This window comes from Caulobacter sp. LjRoot300 (assembly GCF_964253875.1).
Classification (GTDB): Bacteria; Pseudomonadota; Alphaproteobacteria; order Caulobacterales; family Caulobacteraceae; genus Caulobacter.
In genome coordinates, this window is sequence record NZ_CAXUSA020000009.1 from 58,868 (window position 1) to 75,604 (window position 16,737).

Here is a 16,737-nt window from a genome sequence, read left to right on the forward strand (position 1 = left end):
CGCGCAAGCGCATGTCCCCGGCCGCGCCCTCTACCGCTTCCCGCGCAGCCACGGCGCCAGGCGGTCCTGCAGCGGCTGGTCGACATAGGTGTGGAACAGGAACGCCGCGCCCATGGCGATCGGGAACGAGGTCAGCCACATCAGCCACTGCCAGCCGATGCCGATCGGCACGGTCTCGATCAGCTTGTGCACCGCGCTCCAATAGATCACGCCCACGAAGATGTGGGTGATGAACAGGGCGAACGACAGCTTGGCCCCCTCCTCGATCCAGGCCTGGGGATGGCGCACCGGCAGCCGGCCCGCGCCCAGCACGATGGCGGCGATGGCGGCGAGGCAGGGCAGGTCGAAGATCAGCTCGTCGGGCAGGGCGTAGCGGTCCAGCGGCTGCATGGCCGCCAGCACCAGGCAACCCACGACCAGCAGGATCTTGGCGGACCGCTCCGACGGCCAGTCCATCTCGACCGCCCGCGCCAGGCAGACGCCCAGGATGAACAGCGGCAGGGCCCGCACGACGCCGAAGCGGAACTGCAGGTCCGACAGGGCGTGGTCGAACACCGTCCGCGCGATCACCTCGCAGACCGCGAAGGCCAGGACGCCGATCAGCGGCAAGATCCACGGATGGCGAACCTTGTCGACCGCCCGCCACAGCCAGGGGAACACCGCGTAGCAGACGATCAGGGCCGACAGCGACCAGCTGGGCAGGTTCCAGCCGTCGCTGTTGAAGCCCCAGGCGTGGACCAGCAGGGCCTGGACCGGCAGCTGGTCCCAGGCGAAGCGCGACGGCTTGTGGGCGTCGGTGCCCAGGGTGTTCAGCACCAGCACCAGGACGGCCATCATGGCCAGCACGATCAGGTGCCCCGGCCACACCCGTCCCACCCGGCGCATCCAGAAGCGGCCGTGGCTGATCCGCCCGGTCAGGGTCGAGGCGCCATAGGCCCGGCCCAGCACGTAGCCGGACAGCATCAGGAAGAAGTCCGTGGCCAGAAAGCCGCGCGAGAACACCTGGCCGAAGCGCTCGATGCGCATCGGGCCCTCGGCCCCGAAATGGTAGACGACGATCAGCAGCGAGGCGAGCAGCCGCAGCAGATCGAGCGCGCCGCCGCGCGTAGCCGTCCGGCCCGGACGCGGCTCGACTGGCGCGGCGGTGACCGGCGCGGCCTCGGCGGCTTGCGGCGACGGGGGAGGAAGGGCGGAAGCGTTCACGATCCTTCCGCCTTAACAAAGCCCGGCCCGACGGGAAAGCACGCGGGGCGCGCATCGACGCGACCGAACGACGCGAGCGCCGGACTGTCGCCGAATGGCGACAGCCGCGACGCCGGATATTGCATCCCGCTGATGGAGACTTATCTGTAACTTCCACAGTATCTAATCGGACCAAGACCCATGACCGCCCGCCTGCCCGTCTTGTTCCTCGGCCACGGCTCGCCGATGAACGCCATCGAGGACAACGCCTGGAGCCGCGCCTGGGCGGCGCTGGGGGCCGAGCTGCCGCGTCCGAAGGCCGTGCTGATGGTCAGCGCCCACTGGGAGACGCGCGGGGCCAGCGCGGTCAGCGCGTCGGACCGTCCCGAGACCATCCACGACTTCGGCGGCTTCCCCCAGGCGCTGTTCGACGTGCGCTACGGGGCGCCGGGCGATCCGGCCCTGGCGGCGCGCGTGGCCGAGCTGCTGTCGCCCGACCTCGTCGTGCAGCACCCGACGCGGGGCCTGGACCACGGGGCCTGGGGCGTGCTGCGGCCGATGTATCCGGACGCCGACGTGCCGGTGGTGCAGCTGAGCCTGGACCGCGGCCGCCCCGACCGCTGGCACTACGAGGCGGGCCGGCGGCTGGCCGCCCTGCGCGACGAGGGCGTGCTGATCATCGGCAGCGGCGACATCGTCCACAACCTGCGGGCCGTGAACTTCCGCACCGGCGAGGTTCCCGACTGGGCCCCGCGCTTCAACGACACGGCCAAGGCCCTGATCGCGGCCGGGGATCACGATCCGCTGATCGACTGGCGCAGCCTGGGCCCCGACGCCGACGCCGCGATCAACAGCGCCGAGCACTACCTGCCCCTGCTTTACGTGCTGGGCGCGCAGGAGGCCGGCGAGCCGGTATCGTTCTTTACGGACGATGTGTTCGCGGCGATCTCGATGACCAGCGTGCGGGTGGGGTGACGGGCGCACGCAAAGCTCGTTGCCATCCCGGAAGCCTCGCAGAGGCTGTCCGGGACCCAGAGGACTGGGCTGATGCGGTGCAGTTCACCTGGGTCCCGGACAAGCGCTGCGCGCTTTCCGGGATGACAACGGTTGGTGTGTTTGACCTTTAAAGGTCGGCTGACCGATCGCATCCTTTCCGCCCGCCACCTGTTTCTCCCCGCATGACCTACCACCTGCATTACTGGCCCAAGATCCAGGGACGCGGCGAGTTCGTGCGCCTGGCGCTGGAGGAGGCCGGCGCGGCCTATGTCGACGTGGCCCGTGGCGAGGAGGAAGACGGCGGCGGCGAGCAGGCCCTGATGGCCGACATGGCCGGCCAGGACCGCCCGCCGTTCGCCCCGCCCTATCTGGTCGACGGCGACCTGGTGATCGGCCAGACGGCCAACATCCTGCTGCACCTGGGCCTGCGCCACGGCCTGGCGCCGCGCGACGAGGGCGGGCGGCTGTGGGTCAACCAGCTGCAGCTGACCATCGCCGACCTGGTGGCCGAGGCCCATGACGTCCACCATCCGGTGGGCCTGGGCCTCTATTACGAGGACCAGAAGGCCGAGGCCGCCCGGCGGGCCCAGGAGTTCCGCACCCAGCGGATGAAGAAGTTCCTCGGCTGGTTCGAGACCGTGCTCGAGCGGGCGCCGCCAAAAGCCAAGGGGGGAAGCGGCTGGCTGACCGGCCAGGCCCTGACCTATGCCGACCTGTCGCTGTTCCAGGCGGTGGAGGGCCTGCGCTACGCCTTTCCGAACGCCATGAAGCGGTTGGAGCCGAAGCTGGGTCGGGTGATCGCCGTGCGCGACGCGGTGGCGGAACGGCCGAACGTCGCGGCCTACCTCGCTTCGGAGCGGCGGATCCCGTTCAGCACCGAGGGGATCTTCCGGCGCTATCCGGAGCTGGACCCGGCGTAGGGCTTGTCAGTTCAAGCGAGATCATCTGAACCGACAGCCTGCGCTCGAATCCAAATTCGTTGTCATCCCGGAAGCCTCGCAGAGGCTGTCCGGGACCCAGGGGACTGGGCGAATGCGGTGCGGTTGTTCTGGATCCCGGACAAGCGCTGCGCGCTTTCCGGGATGACAACAGGAACCAGAACGAACCTCAGCTCGACGGCATCCCGCGCGCCGCCACGTCCACGCGCCGCCAGGTCTGCGACTTGCACAGGAAGCCGCCGATCAGGCAGCCCTTGGCCTTCATGGTGGTGGCGTCGGGGAAGTCGGCCGTGCCGTTGAAGTTCATGTTGAGGTCGGGCACGAACACCTTGCCCTTCCAGCTGCCGTTCTTCTGCAGCTGGAAATCGCGCAGCAGCTGCAGGCCGACCAGCTCGGGGGTGCCGCCCTTCTTGGCGTCGGCCTTGGCGTCGTCATTGGCCCAGACCACGAAGCCGCAGGCCCGCCCGCCGCCGCAGGGCTTGATCTCGACATGGACGCTGTTCTTGGGATTGCGCCAGACGCCGTAGGTGAACGGCACGTCCTGGGCCGAGGCCGACGAGACGGTCGCCAGGCCGGCGATCGCGGTCAACACGACGAGAAACGACTTCATCCAACGCATGCGCGAGGTCTCCGACACACAAGCGTTTTGAGGCAGGTTGGCGTTCGGATCAAGTCGGGCGACCCTAATCAGGTGGACGCGAAGCCCCGCTAGAGGCAGGCGATCTGCGAGGTTCTTCGCTCGCTTGCCCCATGGGCGAAGCATGACCGCATAGGGTTTCCCCCGCAACGGTCCCACATTCAGCTCCGGGGGCCGAAATCCTCGTCCTTCGACAAGCTCAGGATGAGGCTTTCTACTCGCCAGGCCTGCAGATGGTCCTCATCCTGAGCTTGTCGAAGGACGAGGACCCCGCACCGCCTTGAAGGTCGATCCGCCCTACGCCTGGGCCAGCAGCGCCTCGCCCGCCTTGCGGGCCGCCGCCCAGCGCCCGTCCATGCCGCGGCCGTAGATCGCCTGGACGCGCGCCAGCACCTCCGGCGGGGCGGTTTCGGGACGACCGGCGTGGAACGGCGGGTCGGGGGCGTACTCCACGGCCAGCTGGATGGCCTGGGCGGTCGCGTCGCCGGCGATCTCGGCCACGACGGTCAGGGCGAAGTCGATGCCCGCCGTCACCCCGCCGCCGGTGAAGACGTTACCGTCGCGCGCCACCCGCGCCGGATCGGGCGTGGCGCCGAACAGGGCCAGCTGGTCGCGCCAGGCCCAGTGGCAGGCCGCCCGCTTGCCCTTCAGCAGCCCGGCCGCGCCCAGCAGCAGCGAGCCGGTGCAGACCGAGGTCACGTATCGCGCCCCCGCCGCCAGCCGGCGGATCTGGGCCAGATAGGCCGCGTCCGCCATCGCCTGGGTGACGCCGAAGCCGCCGGGCACGCACAGCAGGTCGCAGCGCGCGATGTCGGCCAGGCGCGCCACGCGGGCGAACACCAGGCCCTCGGCCTCGATCTCGCCGCCCGCCTCGCTGGCGATCACCACCTGGGCGCCGGGCAGGCGGCTGAGAATCTGGTGCGGCCCGGTGAAGTCCAGATGGGTGACATCGGGAAACAGGGCGAACACGATGTGGAACGGCGGCGGTTTAGGCATCGGGAGACCTCCGGTTGACGCCGCAGCATCGCCCGCCTAGCGTCCGACCGAAATGACATAGTTCCCTCGAAATCCGCCAACATCTCCGCCGCCAAAAAGGACCGTCCGCATGACCCGCGACATCGGCTTCCTGATCTTTCCGCAGTTCCAGCTGCTGGACGCGGCGGGACCGATCGCGGCCTTCGAGATCGCCGGACGGCTGGTCCCCGGCGCCTACCGCCTGCACGTCCTGGCCCGCGCCCCCGGCGCGGTGGCCAGCTCATCGGGCGTGGCCATGACCGCCCAGGCCTTCGACGCGGCCGCGCCGCTGGACACCCTGATCGTCTCGGGCGGCGAGGGCACGCGGTCGCCGGCGATCTGCGCGGCGACCCTCGACTTCGCCCGCGCGACCTTCCGCACGGCCCGGCGCACCGCCAGCGTCTGTTCCGGAGCCTATGTCCTGGCCGCCGCCGGCCTGCTGGACGGCCGCCGGGCGACCACCCACTGGCGGCGCTCGCAGGACTTCCAGCGCCGCTATCCGGCCGTGCGGCTGGAGCCGGACAGGATCTTCGTCCAGGACGGCCCGCTATGGAGCTCGGCCGGCATCACCGCCGGCATCGACATGGCCCTGGCGATGATCGGCGCCGACCTGGGCGAGGAGGTCGCCCGCCGCACCGCCCAGCAACTGGTCGTCTACCACCGCCGTCCTGGCGGCCAGTCGCAGTTCTCGGCCCTGCTGGAGATGCGGGGCGGGCGGTTCGACGACCTGCTGGCCTGGGCGCGCGAGAACCTGGCCCTGCCCCTGACCGTGGACCAGCTGGCCGAACGGGCGGCGATGAGTCCGCGCAACTTCGCCCGGCTGTTCGCCGTCGAGACGGGCGCCACCCCGGCCAAGGCGATCGAGCGCCTGCGCGTCGAGGCCGCCCGCGCCCTGCTCGACAGCCAGCCGCTGCAGGTCGAGGACGTGGCCCTGGAGACCGGCTTCGGCGACCCGGAGCGCATGCGCCGCGCCTTCCTGCGGGCGTTCGGGCAACCGCCCCAGGCGCTGCGGCGCGCGGCCCGCGCCTCGCAACCGAATGTTGCATCGGCGCCATAGCTCGCAACAAACGATCAAACTTCGACAACCTGAGATTCAGTGGGGACAGGGACAGGCGCATGCGCCTGTCCCCAACCGCGCGCTGACCTCAGCCCTGCTCCCCCGTCATCTTGGCCACCTGGGCCTTGAGGATCTCCAGCGTCTCGGTGTTGCAGCGCAGGATCTCGACCATCTCGGTCTCGCGCAGGGCGTCCAACTTATCGTGCAGGCGCATGATCTCCAGCTCGGCCCGCAGGTTGACGACGTAGTCGTGCTCGGCGTTCAGCCGATCCTTGATGGCCTGGCGGTTCTGGCTCATCATGATCACCGGCGCCTGGACGGCGGCCACGGTCGACAGGATCAGGTTCAGGAAGATGAACGGGTAGGGGTCGAACGACAGGTGGAAGGGCCTCAAGCCCACGTTCAGCGCGATCCACAGCGCCAGGCAGGCGCAGAAGCCGCCGATGAAGGCCCAGGAGCCGCCGATCGCCGCGACCCGGTCGGCCAGCCGGTCCCAGAAGCTTCGGTCATCCACCAGCAGCGCCTTGTTGAGCCCGGTCGGAGCCTCGGCGGCGATCAGGTCGATGACGCTCCTCTGCACCGCCGTCAGCTCCACGTAGGGCGTGGCCAGCAAATCGCGCGACAGTTGGTCGAGGCGTTGGTCGGGGGTCATGGGGCGCCGGTCCGTGAAGGTTTGTAAAAAGATGTGTCTTCCAGATGCATTGTGAAGTCTTGCACGATTGACGCTCAGCTTCACCGAGGCGAGGCTGCGGCGTCGGCTCGTCGACACAACAAAGAGTCTCAAGGGAGTCCCCCATGGCCCACAAGTTCCAGATCAAGAAGAACAAGGCGGGCGAGTTCGTCGCCTATTTCGTCTACAACAGCGAGACCATCTTCTGGACCGAGGGCTACGCCTCGAAGGCCTCGGCGAAGAACGCGATCGAGTCGATCATCAAGAACGGCCCCGGCGCCGAGATCGACGACCAGACGGACTAGAGGTCGAGCGCGCGGAGCCCCCTCCGGCCCTTCGGGCCACCTCCCCCCAGAGGGGAGGATCGATGCTCCCCCTCTGGGGGAGCTGTCGCGAAGCGACCGAGGGGGCTGAGGGGACTTCGCGCGCCACCCGCTTGACCCCGCCGCCCTCCCCGGCGTCTGATCGCTGATAACAAACACTGAGCGAGCAGGGGGGAGGCGCGCCATGAGCACCGCCGACGGCCGCAAGGCCGTCTTCATCACCGGGGCCGCCAGCGGCATCGGCCTGGCCAGCGCCAGGCGCTTCGCCGCCGAGGGCTGGTTCGTGGGCCTCTCCGACATCGACACCACCGGGCTGAAGGCCGCCCTGGCCGCGATCGGCCCCGACAACGGCGCGACCTTCACGCTGGACGTGCGCGACCGCCCCGCCTGGACCGCCGCCCTGGCCGAGTTCGCCGGTCTGACCGACGGCCGCCTGGACGTGCTGCTCAACAATGCCGGGGTGGCCCGGTTCGGGCCGTTCGACAGCCATCAGGACGCCGACATCGACCTGCAGCTGGACATCAACATCAAGGGCGTGATCAGCGGGGCCCGCGCCGCCCTGCCCTGGCTGAAGGCGACGCCCGGCTCACGGCTGATCAACATCTCGTCGTGCGCGGGCCTCTACGGCTCGCCCGGCCTGGCGGTCTATTCGGCCACCAAGTTCGCGGTGCGCGGCCTGTCGGAAGCCCTGGACGTCGAGTGGAAGCCGCATGGCGTCAGCGTCGCCTGCGTGATGCCGTGGTTCGTCGAGACGCCGATCCTCGACACCGGCGCGCCGGGCAGCAACCAGACCATGGCCGACACCCTGCGCGGCGACGGCCTGCCGGTCTATCCGGTGGAAGACGCCGCCGAGGTGATCTGGCGCGCCGTCCACGGGAAGGCGCTGCATTATTTCGTCGGCAAGCGGGCCCGGCAGCTGCGCTTCGCCAGCAGCCACCTGCCCGGCGCGGTCAGGAAGCAGCTCCGCTCGCGACCGATCCTCCAGCAGCCTTGACCGCGTCGCCCGACGGGGACGAAGTCTTGGTCGGGTGCATGGCGGGGGCGGAGGCCGGCTCGGAGACCGGACCCAGCGGGCCGCCCATGCCGCCGGCGACGGTGGCCGGCTTGTCGGGCGAGATCACCACGGCGCTGGCCAGCTGGATCGGCGCGGACTTGCCGTCGGCGGGCGGCGGCAGGCTGGCCAGGGTGATGACGGGCAGCTCGTCGTCCGTCGACGGGCGCGGCGTGCGGCTGAAGGCGTCGGGCGCGCCCGAGCGACCGCCGAAGCGGTAGAACACGTGCATGCCCACCTGGGCGACGCGCAGCAGGCGCGGTCCCCAGCCCGGCGCGACGCCGGTGGTGTGGAAGTGGGTGGCGGCCCCGACCTCGGTCATCACCGCGCCCGACAGCGCGCGGGTGGCGACCTTCTGGGCACGCCTCCAGGCGCCGGGCTCGCGCGAGCGGCGCATCGAGCCGTCGCAGGCGAAGCTGAACTGGCAGCCGGTGTGGGTGTAGGCCCCCTGGAACACCACGCCGCAGATCGATTTGGGGAACGAAGGGTGGCGTACGCGGTTTAGAACCACTTGAGCCACGGCCGCCTGGCCGCTCGGGGTCTCGCCGCGGGCCTCGTAATAGACCGCCTCGGAAAGGCACTCGAGTTCACGCGAGCTTTCCAGGGCGTTGGTCAGGCGGAACGGCGCGACGGCCGGGTTGAACGGGCCGCCGAAGCTGGCGCGCAGCAACAGGGGCTGGCGCTCGGACTCGGGCTGCTGGCGCTGCTCGAGGCGCTCGACCAGCAGGGCGGACTGCCGATCGCGCTGGGCGCCGCCGGCGACGGTGTAGGGATCGTGACGACGGGCGATGGCGAGGGCGCCGGCGTCCATCCGCGACGCGGCCTGATACAGCGCCGCGTCGGAGAAGTTCCCCTCGGCGCCGTCGGCCAGGCGAGAGACGCGAGCATGCTGACTAGCGGCCTGGGCCATGCCCCCCGCAAGGTAAACGCCGCCGAGGGCCAGACCCGTGGCCGACCCAACCAATACGGCGCCGATCAGCGCGCGCGCGTCTGCGCACGTCTGCGACTTGATATTCAAAACTCGTGTCCTGCGCGGCGAGGGCGGTCCGCCCCCCGACAAAAACGCCTTCAAAGACCCGGAAAAAACACTGTCGGGCAGCTCTGAAAGCGGAGGTTCGGCCGGTTCACGATCGTGGCCGAAGTCCTGCTTATGACCGCCTTATGACGCATCCCGCCACGAGTCGCAAGCGCACGCGGCGCCGCAGCCTGAATTTTGGCCGCCCGCGCGACAGATGGAGTGGTTAATTGTTTGATTCTAAGCAAAAAACGCGACAGTCCCGAAAACCTGGTCCGCGACGAATATTCACCGTCCGGGATAGACTTGCGTCGGGCCGCTCTCAACGGAACCCCGGGCCCGCAACGCCGTTACTCTAGCGCATAGGTGTAATTGTCCTGGAGGACATAATGACTGCTCTGCGCTGGGTTCCGCTGTGGGTTGCGACGGCGTTAAGCCTCTCGGCCTGCGGACACAACATGGAGCAGCGGGCGGCCAGCGGCGCGCTGGCCGGCGCGGTGGTGGCGGGTCCCGTCGGGGCCGTGGTGGGGGCCAGCGCCGGGGCCGTGGTCAACACCGTCGCGAAGTAGCTGAACCCTGGTTCGGGGCGCGCCTTCCGTCCCCAACGCGAGCGCTCCGCTGGACGTGGCGCGCCGAAGTACGACCCCTTGACGACCCTAGGCGAGCGCCGGCCCGGCGCCCCTGAACAGGCGCCAGAGTTCGACCGCGATCTTGATCGTCAGCACGACGACCATCACGGCCGCGGTGAGGTGGAAGCTGAGGTCCAGCGCGGTCTGCAGGCCGGCGACGCCGTCGGCGTTCGGACCGCTCGCCGCGTCGAGCTCCACCACGACCAGCCGCCCGGCCCGCCACAGGACCACAGCCAGCGCCAGGCCGGCCAGGCCACAGACGATCTCCAGCACCGCCCGCGCCCGCACCCAGCCGGGGCGAAGCAGCCCGACGAGGCTCGACACCATCTGCACCCCCGCCCAGGCCAGGAGCGGCCAGTACAGCGCCGTCCAGATCGAGGCCGGCCGCAGGACCATGTCGCTGTCCGCCACGCGATGGAGCCACGGCGCCGGGACCAGCCCCGTCCACCACAGGACGAACAGCGCCGTCAGGATCATCTCCAGCAGGGCCTCGAAGCGTCTTTGCAGCGGGCTCTTGTGCAGAAAGCCCTTCTTGCGCGGGGCCAAGGTGTCCAGGCGCGGCAAGTCGGCGACCTTCCAGTCGGCGGCGCCGCCCAGCGGGATCCAGCCGCGCTCGATCCCGACCCCAAGCACCGTGGCGATCCCGATCATCGTGAAGCCGGCGGTCAGGAAGCTTGACAGGAACCGCGACAGGGCGCCGGCGGAGCCGCCGGGATCAGTGATCGTCGCGATGACGATCGGGATCGCCGAAACGATCGCCGCCACCACCAGCAGAACCTTCACCCCGAAGACATAGAACGGATAGAGCTCGGGGCCGATCAGCGACCGGGGGGTCCCGAACCGGCCAGCCACGGCGATGGGATGGCCGAAGGCCTTGAGCACCGCCTCGCGCTCCCTGGCGTCCAGCGGCCGGCCCGCCTGAGCCTCCTTCTCCTCCATCTGGGTCAGCAGGATGTCGCGCAGTTCGGCGACGATGTCCTCGCGCTGGGCCTTGGGCAGCAGGGCCGCGACGGCGGCCAGGTAGCGGTCGAGCAGGTCCATGGTCCTGGCCTCCTTGGTCAGATCAGGTTTTGCAGGGTGTCGTTCATCGCCCGCCACTCGGCGGACAGGCGGGCCAGCACGGCCTCGCCCTGCGGCGACAGGCGGTAGAAGCGCTTCTTGCGCTTGTCTTCCTCGCGCCACTCGCTGGTCAGCAGCCCCTGACTCTCCAGCCGGCGCAGCATCGGATAGAGGGCGCCTTCGTCGATCTCCAGCCCCACCTCGGCCAGGGCCTGGCGCAGGCTGTAGCCGTAGCGCTCGACCTTCAGCTGGGCCAGCACGGCCAGGATCAGCGTGCCGCGCCGAAGCTCCTGGCGCAGGGTTTCAAAAAGGTCGGCGTCGGTGGGCATGGTGTACGTCGCATGGTGTGCGCCACCTGGTGTGTGACATACACTGTGTGACACACAGGTAGATAGCGAGTCAAGGTCGCCGACCGGCGTTCGTCATGACGGACGTCCCTCGAGACCGTTCGCTGGAGAAGTCGAGCCCTTCTACGACGCCGCCAGGGGCCGCAGCCGCGGCGTTCTTGGCGCGTCCGCCGCCGCCCCGGCGTCGACCACGCGAACCGCGATCTCCACCGTGAAGCGGCTGCCCTGGCCCGGCGTGCTGTCGACCGAGATCTCGCCCCGCATCAGGGCGACGATCTGCTGGCTGATGCTCAGGCCCAGGCCCGTGCCCTCGTTGCGGCCGTTCGCGTCGCCGGCCTGCTCGAACGGCCGGAAGATGCTCTCGACCTGGTCGAGCGGGATGCCGATGCCGGTGTCATCGACGACGAAGCGCAGTCGCGCTGTCTCGCCCACGCGATCGACCAGGCTGACCCGCAGGCCGACCCGACCGCTGGCCGTGAACTTGATCGCATTGCCCACCAGGTTGATCAGGACCTGCCGAACCCGCTTCTCGTCCGCCTCGACGCGGCGCGGCACGTCGGGGTCGAGGCGGGTAGCGAAGTCCAGGCCCTTGTCCTGGGCGGGCAGGCGGAACATCTCGCCCACGCCCGCCACGCAGTCGTGCAGGTCGAACGGCGCGGCCAGCAGCTCGAACTTGCCGGCCTCGATCTTGGCCACGTCCAGGATGTCGCTGATCACGGCCAGCAGGTGCTCGCCGCTGGCCTGCACCGTCTTGACCGCGGCGCGCTGCTTGGCGTCCAGCGCGGTGCGCTCCAGCCAGTAGGCATAGCCGATGATGGCGTTGAGCGGCGTGCGCAGCTCGTGGCTCATATTGCCGAGGAACCGCGACTTGGCGCTGCTGGCGGCCTGGACCGCGGCGTGGGCGTCGGCCAGTCGCCGCGCCTCCTCCGCCTGGCGCCGCCGCCGCGCCTCGTAGTTCCCGCGCAGGTGCAGGAAGCGCCAGACCAGGAACCCCGCCGACAACACCAGCCAGGCGCCGAGGATGACCAGGTAGAACTGTTCGGTCGAAAGGTACGATCCCTCGAAGGTCAGGTCGTCGACCGAGATCGCCAGATGGCCGACCTTGGCGTCGCTGGTGGAGACGGCCACGGAACGGACCGCCTTGAGGTTCGGCGCCGCCTCGGCCGCCGAAAGGCCGCGGCTAGCCACCCACCACTCTTCCGGCGCCAGCTGGCTCAGCGGCAGGCGCACTTCGTTGCGGCCCTGGACGACGGGGATGTCCATCGCCAGGGGCATCGGCTCGCCCTTCAGTTTCGCCCGCACGGCCGGCTCGGGCGAGGTCTTCAAGACCAGCCTCAGGCGGTCGCCCGGCCCCTGATAGGAAAACCGCAGGACGATGGTCTGGAAGCGCGAGAAGTCCAGGCCGTCGGTCTGGCGCCCCACGTCCAGCTGCAGGCCGTAGCCGCAATAGGGATAGGTCACGCCTTGGCGGATGTCGCAGGACCAGGACAGGGGCTTGCGCGGATCGGGGGAGACGACGCTGCCCCCGCCGTGCTCGGCGTCGGAATAGCTGTAGGTCGCGAACCGGCCCGACTGCGAGGACAGGACCATGGTCTGGCTGGTGATGGCGCTCTTGCCCAGCACCGCGGCGAACGACACGGCGACCAGCAGGAAGATCGCCGCTTCCAGGCGCAGATCGCCGTAACCCAGCCAGGGCTTGCGCGCGCCTTGGGCGGCGACGCCGAGATCCGTTGGTTTCCGCAAGACGCCCTCCCCTTCCCCGCCCTCGCGAGGAAGCCCCCCACACCAAAAGGAAGCCTTAGGCGAAGCATCGTTTCCCGCAGGTTTAAGGATGGACGGGTGCGACATTTTGTTAGGGCGGCGCCGACTCCTCGAAATCACATAAAGATATCTTTATGTCCCTCTTGACGCCAGGCCGGAACGCGCGCCTTCTAGGCGGGTCGTGGTCTGCGGGCGTTCGCGCGTCCGGAGCTAAGAGGGAAGTCGGTGAGGGTCTCAAAAGCCCGAATCCGGCGCTGCCCCCGCAACTGTGAGCGGCGAGCCGCTGTCCGATACGTGTCACTGACGCGCCGAGCTGGATCGGTGGCGTGTCGGGAAGGCCAGGACAGGGGCGCTGACCCGTGAGCCAGGAGACCTGCCCCGACAGATAACGTCCTCCGGCGGGGTGTCCGGTCTGGTCGCATGCAAAGGCGTGACCGGACCTCCATGGCCCGTGCGCGCCCCCTCGCGCGCGTCCCGACCCGCCTCCGCCATCACACCGGCAGAGGCTTTTCGAAATGACCGTCACCGTCGCCACCCTGGGCTTTCCCCGCATCGGCCCGCGCCGCGAACTGAAGTTCGCGCTCGAGAACCACTGGGCCGGCAAGACCGACGCCCAGGCGCTGCTCGCCACGGCCGCCGCCCTGCGCGCCGCGGCCTGGACCCGCCAGGCCGCCCTAGGCGTGGTCCACGTGCCCAGCAACGACTTTTCGCTCTACGACCACGTGCTCGACACCAGCGTCATGGTGGGGGCCATCCCGGCGATCTACGGCTGGAGCGGCGGCCCGATCGACACCGCCGGCTATTTCGCCATGGCGCGCGGCGCGCAAGGCGGCGCGGCCGAGGCGGCCTGCGCCCACGGCCACGGGCATCACCAGGGTTCCGGCCTGCCGGCCCTGGAGATGACCAAGTGGTTCGACACCAACTATCACTACCTGGCCCCGGAGGTGTCGCGCGACCAGGCCTTCGCCCTGACCTCCACCAAGCCGGTCGACGAGTTCCTGGAGGCCCGGGCGCTGGGCGTCCACACCCGCCCGGTGCTGCTGGGCCCGGTCACCTTCCTCAAGCTGGCCAAGACCAAGGACGAGGGCTTTTCGCCGCTGTCGCTGCTGCCCGCCCTGGTGCCGGTCTATGCCGAGATCCTGGCCCGGCTCCAGCAGGCGGGCGCCGACTGGGTGCAGATCGACGAGCCCTGCCTGGCGCTGGACCTGACCGACTTCGAGCGCGGCGAGCTGCGACGCGCCTATGGCGCCCTGACCCATGCCGCGCCCGGCCTGCGCCTGATGCTGACCAGCTATTTCGGGGCCTATGGCGACAACCTGGCCACGGCGGTGAACCTGCCGGTCGACGGCGTCCACGTCGACCTGGCGCGCGCGCCCGAGGAACTGGACGCGGTCCTGGCCCTCGCGCCCGAAAGCCTGGTGCTGTCGCTGGGGGTGATCGACGGCCGCAACGTCTGGCGGGCCGACCTGCCCGCCCTGCTCGACCGCCTGGACCCGATCGTCTCGCGACGCGGCGGCGACCGGGTGATCCTGGCGCCGTCCTGTTCGCTGCTGCACGCGCCGATCGACCTGGACCTGGAGACGGCGATCGACCCGGAGGTCCGCCAGTGGCTGGCGTTCGGCGTCCAGAAGATCGAGGAGCTGGTGGTGCTGGCCACGGCGCTGAACCAGGGCCGCGACGCCGTCGCGCCCCAGCTGGCGGCCAGCCAGGCGGCGGCGCGGGCGCGGCGCGCCTCGCCCAGGATCCACGACGCGGCGGTGGCCGCGCGCCTGGCCGCCACCACGCCGGACATGGCCCGGCGCCGCTCGCCGTTCGGCCGTCGGCAAGCGGTCCAGATCGCCCGCCTGGACCTGCCGGCCTTCCCCACCACCACCATCGGCTCGTTCCCGCAGACCGAGGCGGTGCGCCAGGCGCGGTCGGCCCACGGCAAGGGCCAGCTGAGCGACGCCGACTACGCCGCCTTTCTGCGCGCCGAGACGGCCCGCACCGTGGCCTGGCAGGCGGAGATCGGGCTGGACGTGCTGGTCCACGGCGAGTTCGAGCGCAACGACATGGTGCAGTATTTCGGCGAGCAGCTGTCGGGCTTCGCCTTCACCAAGCACGGCTGGGTGCAGTCGTACGGCTCGCGCTGCGTGCGGCCGCCGATCCTGTTCGGCGACGTCTCGCGTCCGGCCCCGATGACCGTGGACTGGTGGGCCTACGCCCAGTCCCTGACCGACCGGCCGATGAAGGGCATGCTGACCGGGCCGGTGACCATCCTGAACTGGTCGTTCGTGCGCGACGACCTGCCCCGGTCCCTGGCCTGCCGCCAGATCGCCCTGGCCATCCGCGACGAGGTGACCGACCTGGAGGCGGCCGGCGCCAAGGTGATCCAGATCGACGAGGCGGCCCTGCGCGAAGGCCTGCCGCTGCGCCGGGGCGACTGGGCGGCCTATCTGGACTGGGCGGTCGAAAGCTTCCGCCTGGCGGCGTCGGGCGTGGCCGACCACACCCAGATCCACACCCACATGTGCTATTCGGAGTTCAACGACATCATCGCCGCCATCGGGGCGATGGACGCCGACGTCATCTCCATCGAGACCGCCCGCTCGAAGATGGAGCTGCTGGACGCGTTCGAGGCCTACGCCTATCCGGCCGAGATCGGTCCCGGCGTCTACGACATCCATTCGCCGCGCGTGCCCGCCGTCGAGGAGATGACCGACCTGCTGAAGGCCGCCCAGGCGCGGCTGTCGGCGGGTCAGCTGTGGGTCAATCCCGACTGCGGCCTGAAGACCCGCAAATGGCCCGAGACCCAGGCCGCCCTGGCCAACATGGTCGAGGCCGCACGGATCGTCCGTCGGACCGTCGTTCCGGCCTGACGACGACGAGGATCTCCGCTCGTCGGGCAGGGCCTATCGCATATGGATTTACTCTGAAAAAACCTGTCATCCCGGACAAGCCCGGCGAAGCCGAGCGCCGATCCGGGACCGCCGGAAGCTCTGAGTTCACGCGTCGGTCCCGGATCTTCGCGCTGCGCGCTCGTCCGGGATGACAGTCGCTTTTGGCCATATGCGATAGCCCTGGCTCGTCGGGCCGGAGACGGCTTGGCGAGCGGAGCCGTCGCCGGGGCTTCGACAAGCCCCGGCGGCGCTGGCATTCTGGCCCGATGACGGACCTCTTCCGACTTGCCGGCGCCGTGCGGAGAGACCCCGGGGTCGACGCCTGGTTCACCACGCCCGGGCCCGACCTGCGGCGCCTGGCCCAACCGTGGTTCGAAAGCCTGCGCGCGTGTGGGCCCGACGTGCGCGAACTGCTGCACGACGGACATCCCACCGCGTGCGTGGGCGACGCGGCGTTCGCCTATGTCGATGCGTTCAGCGCCCACGTGAACGTCGGCTTCTTCCACGGCGCGGCGCTGGACGATCCGGCGGGCCTGCTGGAAGGCGCGGGCAAGCGCATGCGGCACGTGAAGATCCGCTGGGGCCGGCCGATGGACGCCGCCGCGCTGAACGCCCTGATCGTCGCGGCCTACCAGGACGTCCGCGCGCGGCTGCGGTCCGAATAGATCAGTTCGCGCAAGCCTCCTCCGCTCAGCGGTCGAACTTGGTCGACAGGATGATCGACGAGGTCGTGCGCTCGACCCCGGCCACGTGGCCGATCCGGTCGAGCACCTCGTCCATCTGCGCGACCGTGGCGGTGGCGGCGATGGCGATCATGTCGTAGTCGCCGCTGACCGAGTGCAGCAGCCGCACCTGCGGGATGGCGCGCAGGGCCGCCTCGACGGCCCGCGCCTCCTTGGGACCGATCTTGATCATCACGTGCACCCGCACCGCGCCATGGGCGTGGTCGGGCGCCAGGCGGGCCGTGTAGCCGGCGATCACCCCGCTGCGTTCCAGCCGCTCGATCCGGCTCTGCACCGTGGTGCGCGAGCGCCCGACCCGCCGCGCGAGCTCGGCGGTCGAGGCCCGGCCGTTCTCCCGCAGGGCGGCGATCAGCTTCTCGTCGATGGCGTCGATCGTCATTATGCTGGGGGAAGACTGCATTTCGCCGAGATCCTGCCGTCAAACCGACGATCCCGC

Annotated in this window: 17 protein-coding genes and 1 riboswitch; of the genes, 8 read left to right on the forward strand and 9 right to left on the reverse strand. The window is 69.9% G+C overall.

Translation table 11 applies throughout. From position 1 onward, the window contains the following. Nucleotides 1-30: 30 nt before the first annotated feature. The gene (locus ACSQ2G_RS22195; RefSeq protein ID WP_436034590.1) at nucleotides 31-1,086 is read right to left on the reverse strand and encodes an acyltransferase family protein; all 1,056 of its coding nucleotides are present in this window, start codon (nucleotides 1,084-1,086) and stop codon (nucleotides 31-33) included. Nucleotides 1,087-1,383: 297 nt separating this feature from the next. On the opposite strand from ACSQ2G_RS22195, the gene ygiD reads away from it, so the two are divergent. Continuing rightward, nucleotides 1,384-2,157, forward strand: a complete 774-nt coding sequence (gene ygiD / locus ACSQ2G_RS22200) for a 4,5-DOPA dioxygenase extradiol (protein ID WP_436034550.1) — start codon at nucleotides 1,384-1,386, stop codon at nucleotides 2,155-2,157. A 203-nt stretch (nucleotides 2,158-2,360) separates the two neighbouring features. Continuing rightward, nucleotides 2,361-3,098, forward strand: coding sequence for a glutathione S-transferase (locus ACSQ2G_RS22205; protein ID WP_436034551.1), 738 nt, complete (start codon nucleotides 2,361-2,363; stop codon nucleotides 3,096-3,098). 187 nt (nucleotides 3,099-3,285) lie between these two features. Here the strand turns inward: ACSQ2G_RS22205 and ACSQ2G_RS22210 are convergent, their stop codons facing one another. Together ACSQ2G_RS22210 and ACSQ2G_RS22215 are read right to left on the reverse strand one after the other, a co-directional pair. Beyond that, nucleotides 3,286-3,735 carry a DUF2147 domain-containing protein gene (locus tag ACSQ2G_RS22210; protein ID WP_436034552.1) on the reverse strand — a complete coding sequence of 150 codons (450 nt, stop codon included), beginning with the start codon at nucleotides 3,733-3,735 and terminating at the stop codon, nucleotides 3,286-3,288. 315 nt (nucleotides 3,736-4,050) lie between these two features. Beyond that, nucleotides 4,051-4,749 carry a DJ-1/PfpI family protein gene (locus ACSQ2G_RS22215; RefSeq protein ID WP_436034553.1) on the reverse strand — a complete coding sequence of 233 codons (699 nt, stop codon included), beginning with the start codon at nucleotides 4,747-4,749 and terminating at the stop codon, nucleotides 4,051-4,053. A gap of 109 nt (nucleotides 4,750-4,858) precedes the next feature. On the opposite strand from ACSQ2G_RS22215, the gene ACSQ2G_RS22220 reads away from it, so the two are divergent. Next, the gene (locus ACSQ2G_RS22220; RefSeq protein ID WP_436034554.1) at nucleotides 4,859-5,824 is read left to right on the forward strand and encodes a GlxA family transcriptional regulator; all 966 of its coding nucleotides are present in this window, start codon (nucleotides 4,859-4,861) and stop codon (nucleotides 5,822-5,824) included. Nucleotides 5,825-5,912: 88 nt separating this feature from the next. Here ACSQ2G_RS22220 and ACSQ2G_RS22225 read toward each other — a convergent pair whose 3' ends face one another. Next, nucleotides 5,913-6,476, reverse strand: coding sequence for a DUF1003 domain-containing protein (locus ACSQ2G_RS22225; RefSeq protein WP_436034555.1), 564 nt, complete (start codon nucleotides 6,474-6,476; stop codon nucleotides 5,913-5,915). A gap of 143 nt (nucleotides 6,477-6,619) precedes the next feature. On the opposite strand from ACSQ2G_RS22225, the gene ACSQ2G_RS22230 reads away from it, so the two are divergent. Both ACSQ2G_RS22230 and ACSQ2G_RS22235 read left to right on the forward strand, forming a co-directional pair. Continuing rightward, nucleotides 6,620-6,799 carry a YegP family protein gene (locus tag ACSQ2G_RS22230; RefSeq protein WP_310085503.1) on the forward strand — a complete coding sequence of 60 codons (180 nt, stop codon included), beginning with the start codon at nucleotides 6,620-6,622 and terminating at the stop codon, nucleotides 6,797-6,799. A gap of 202 nt (nucleotides 6,800-7,001) precedes the next feature. Next, the gene (locus ACSQ2G_RS22235; protein WP_436034556.1) at nucleotides 7,002-7,811 is read left to right on the forward strand and encodes an SDR family oxidoreductase; all 810 of its coding nucleotides are present in this window, start codon (nucleotides 7,002-7,004) and stop codon (nucleotides 7,809-7,811) included. Here ACSQ2G_RS22235 and ACSQ2G_RS22240 read toward each other — a convergent pair. Next, a complete protein-coding gene (locus ACSQ2G_RS22240) occupies nucleotides 7,768-8,886 on the reverse strand; it encodes a cell wall hydrolase (RefSeq protein WP_436034557.1) in 1,119 nt (372 codons plus the stop codon). The two genes, ACSQ2G_RS22235 and ACSQ2G_RS22240, sit on opposite strands and share 44 nt — an antisense overlap. A 386-nt stretch (nucleotides 8,887-9,272) precedes the next feature. On the opposite strand from ACSQ2G_RS22240, the gene ACSQ2G_RS22245 reads away from it, so the two are divergent. After that, nucleotides 9,273-9,452, forward strand: coding sequence for a hypothetical protein (locus ACSQ2G_RS22245; protein WP_082583486.1), 180 nt, complete (start codon nucleotides 9,273-9,275; stop codon nucleotides 9,450-9,452). A gap of 87 nt (nucleotides 9,453-9,539) precedes the next feature. Here the strand turns inward: ACSQ2G_RS22245 and ACSQ2G_RS22250 are convergent, their stop codons facing one another. From ACSQ2G_RS22250 to ACSQ2G_RS22260, 3 genes are all read right to left on the reverse strand, one after another. Continuing rightward, nucleotides 9,540-10,553 carry an HAAS signaling domain-containing protein gene (locus ACSQ2G_RS22250; protein ID WP_436034558.1) on the reverse strand — a complete coding sequence of 338 codons (1,014 nt, stop codon included), beginning with the start codon at nucleotides 10,551-10,553 and terminating at the stop codon, nucleotides 9,540-9,542. A gap of 17 nt (nucleotides 10,554-10,570) precedes the next feature. Beyond that, nucleotides 10,571-10,900, reverse strand: coding sequence for a PadR family transcriptional regulator (locus ACSQ2G_RS22255; protein WP_028037533.1), 330 nt, complete (start codon nucleotides 10,898-10,900; stop codon nucleotides 10,571-10,573). A gap of 141 nt (nucleotides 10,901-11,041) precedes the next feature. Continuing rightward, complete coding sequence (locus ACSQ2G_RS22260; RefSeq protein ID WP_436034559.1) at nucleotides 11,042-12,661, reverse strand: sensor histidine kinase; 1,620 nt, start codon at nucleotides 12,659-12,661, stop codon at nucleotides 11,042-11,044. A 183-nt stretch (nucleotides 12,662-12,844) separates the two neighbouring features. Then, a riboswitch (cobalamin riboswitch) is annotated at nucleotides 12,845-13,074 on the forward strand. Nucleotides 13,075-13,194: 120 nt separating this feature from the next. Here ACSQ2G_RS22260 and metE point away from each other — a divergent pair. Both metE and ACSQ2G_RS22270 read left to right on the forward strand, forming a co-directional pair. After that, nucleotides 13,195-15,537 (forward strand): 5-methyltetrahydropteroyltriglutamate--homocysteine S-methyltransferase, encoded by a 2,343-nt coding sequence (gene metE, locus ACSQ2G_RS22265; protein WP_436034560.1) that lies wholly within the window; start codon nucleotides 13,195-13,197, stop codon nucleotides 15,535-15,537. 287 nt (nucleotides 15,538-15,824) lie between these two features. Continuing rightward, nucleotides 15,825-16,223 (forward strand): DUF1801 domain-containing protein, encoded by a 399-nt coding sequence (locus tag ACSQ2G_RS22270; protein ID WP_436034561.1) that lies wholly within the window; start codon nucleotides 15,825-15,827, stop codon nucleotides 16,221-16,223. A gap of 25 nt (nucleotides 16,224-16,248) precedes the next feature. Here the strand turns inward: ACSQ2G_RS22270 and ACSQ2G_RS22275 are convergent, their stop codons facing one another. Beyond that, a complete protein-coding gene (locus ACSQ2G_RS22275) occupies nucleotides 16,249-16,701 on the reverse strand; it encodes an Lrp/AsnC family transcriptional regulator (protein ID WP_436034562.1) in 453 nt (150 codons plus the stop codon). Nucleotides 16,702-16,737: the final 36 nt, after the last annotated feature.

Bases quoted from the DNA above. Each gene is read 5' to 3' on its own strand.
- ACSQ2G_RS22250 (WP_436034558.1), bottom strand. From the start codon at position 10,553: ATGGACCTGCTCGACCGCTACCTGGCCGCCGTCGCGGCCCTGCTGCCC.
- ACSQ2G_RS22230 (WP_310085503.1), top strand. From the start codon at position 6,620: ATGGCCCACAAGTTCCAGATCAAGAAGAACAAGGCGGGCGAGTTCGTC.
- ACSQ2G_RS22215 (WP_436034553.1), bottom strand. From the start codon at position 4,749: ATGCCTAAACCGCCGCCGTTCCACATCGTGTTCGCCCTGTTTCCCGAT.
- ACSQ2G_RS22275 (WP_436034562.1), bottom strand. From the start codon at position 16,701: ATGCAGTCTTCCCCCAGCATAATGACGATCGACGCCATCGACGAGAAG.
- ACSQ2G_RS22270 (WP_436034561.1), top strand. From the start codon at position 15,825: ATGACGGACCTCTTCCGACTTGCCGGCGCCGTGCGGAGAGACCCCGGG.
- metE (WP_436034560.1), top strand. From the start codon at position 13,195: ATGACCGTCACCGTCGCCACCCTGGGCTTTCCCCGCATCGGCCCGCGC.
- ACSQ2G_RS22225 (WP_436034555.1), bottom strand. From the start codon at position 6,476: ATGACCCCCGACCAACGCCTCGACCAACTGTCGCGCGATTTGCTGGCC.
- ACSQ2G_RS22255 (WP_028037533.1), bottom strand. From the start codon at position 10,900: ATGCCCACCGACGCCGACCTTTTTGAAACCCTGCGCCAGGAGCTTCGG.
- ACSQ2G_RS22235 (WP_436034556.1), top strand. From the start codon at position 7,002: ATGAGCACCGCCGACGGCCGCAAGGCCGTCTTCATCACCGGGGCCGCC.
- ACSQ2G_RS22205 (WP_436034551.1), top strand. From the start codon at position 2,361: ATGACCTACCACCTGCATTACTGGCCCAAGATCCAGGGACGCGGCGAG.
- ACSQ2G_RS22245 (WP_082583486.1), top strand. From the start codon at position 9,273: ATGACTGCTCTGCGCTGGGTTCCGCTGTGGGTTGCGACGGCGTTAAGC.
- ygiD (WP_436034550.1), top strand. From the start codon at position 1,384: ATGACCGCCCGCCTGCCCGTCTTGTTCCTCGGCCACGGCTCGCCGATG.
- ACSQ2G_RS22220 (WP_436034554.1), top strand. From the start codon at position 4,859: ATGACCCGCGACATCGGCTTCCTGATCTTTCCGCAGTTCCAGCTGCTG.
- ACSQ2G_RS22210 (WP_436034552.1), bottom strand. From the start codon at position 3,735: ATGCGTTGGATGAAGTCGTTTCTCGTCGTGTTGACCGCGATCGCCGGC.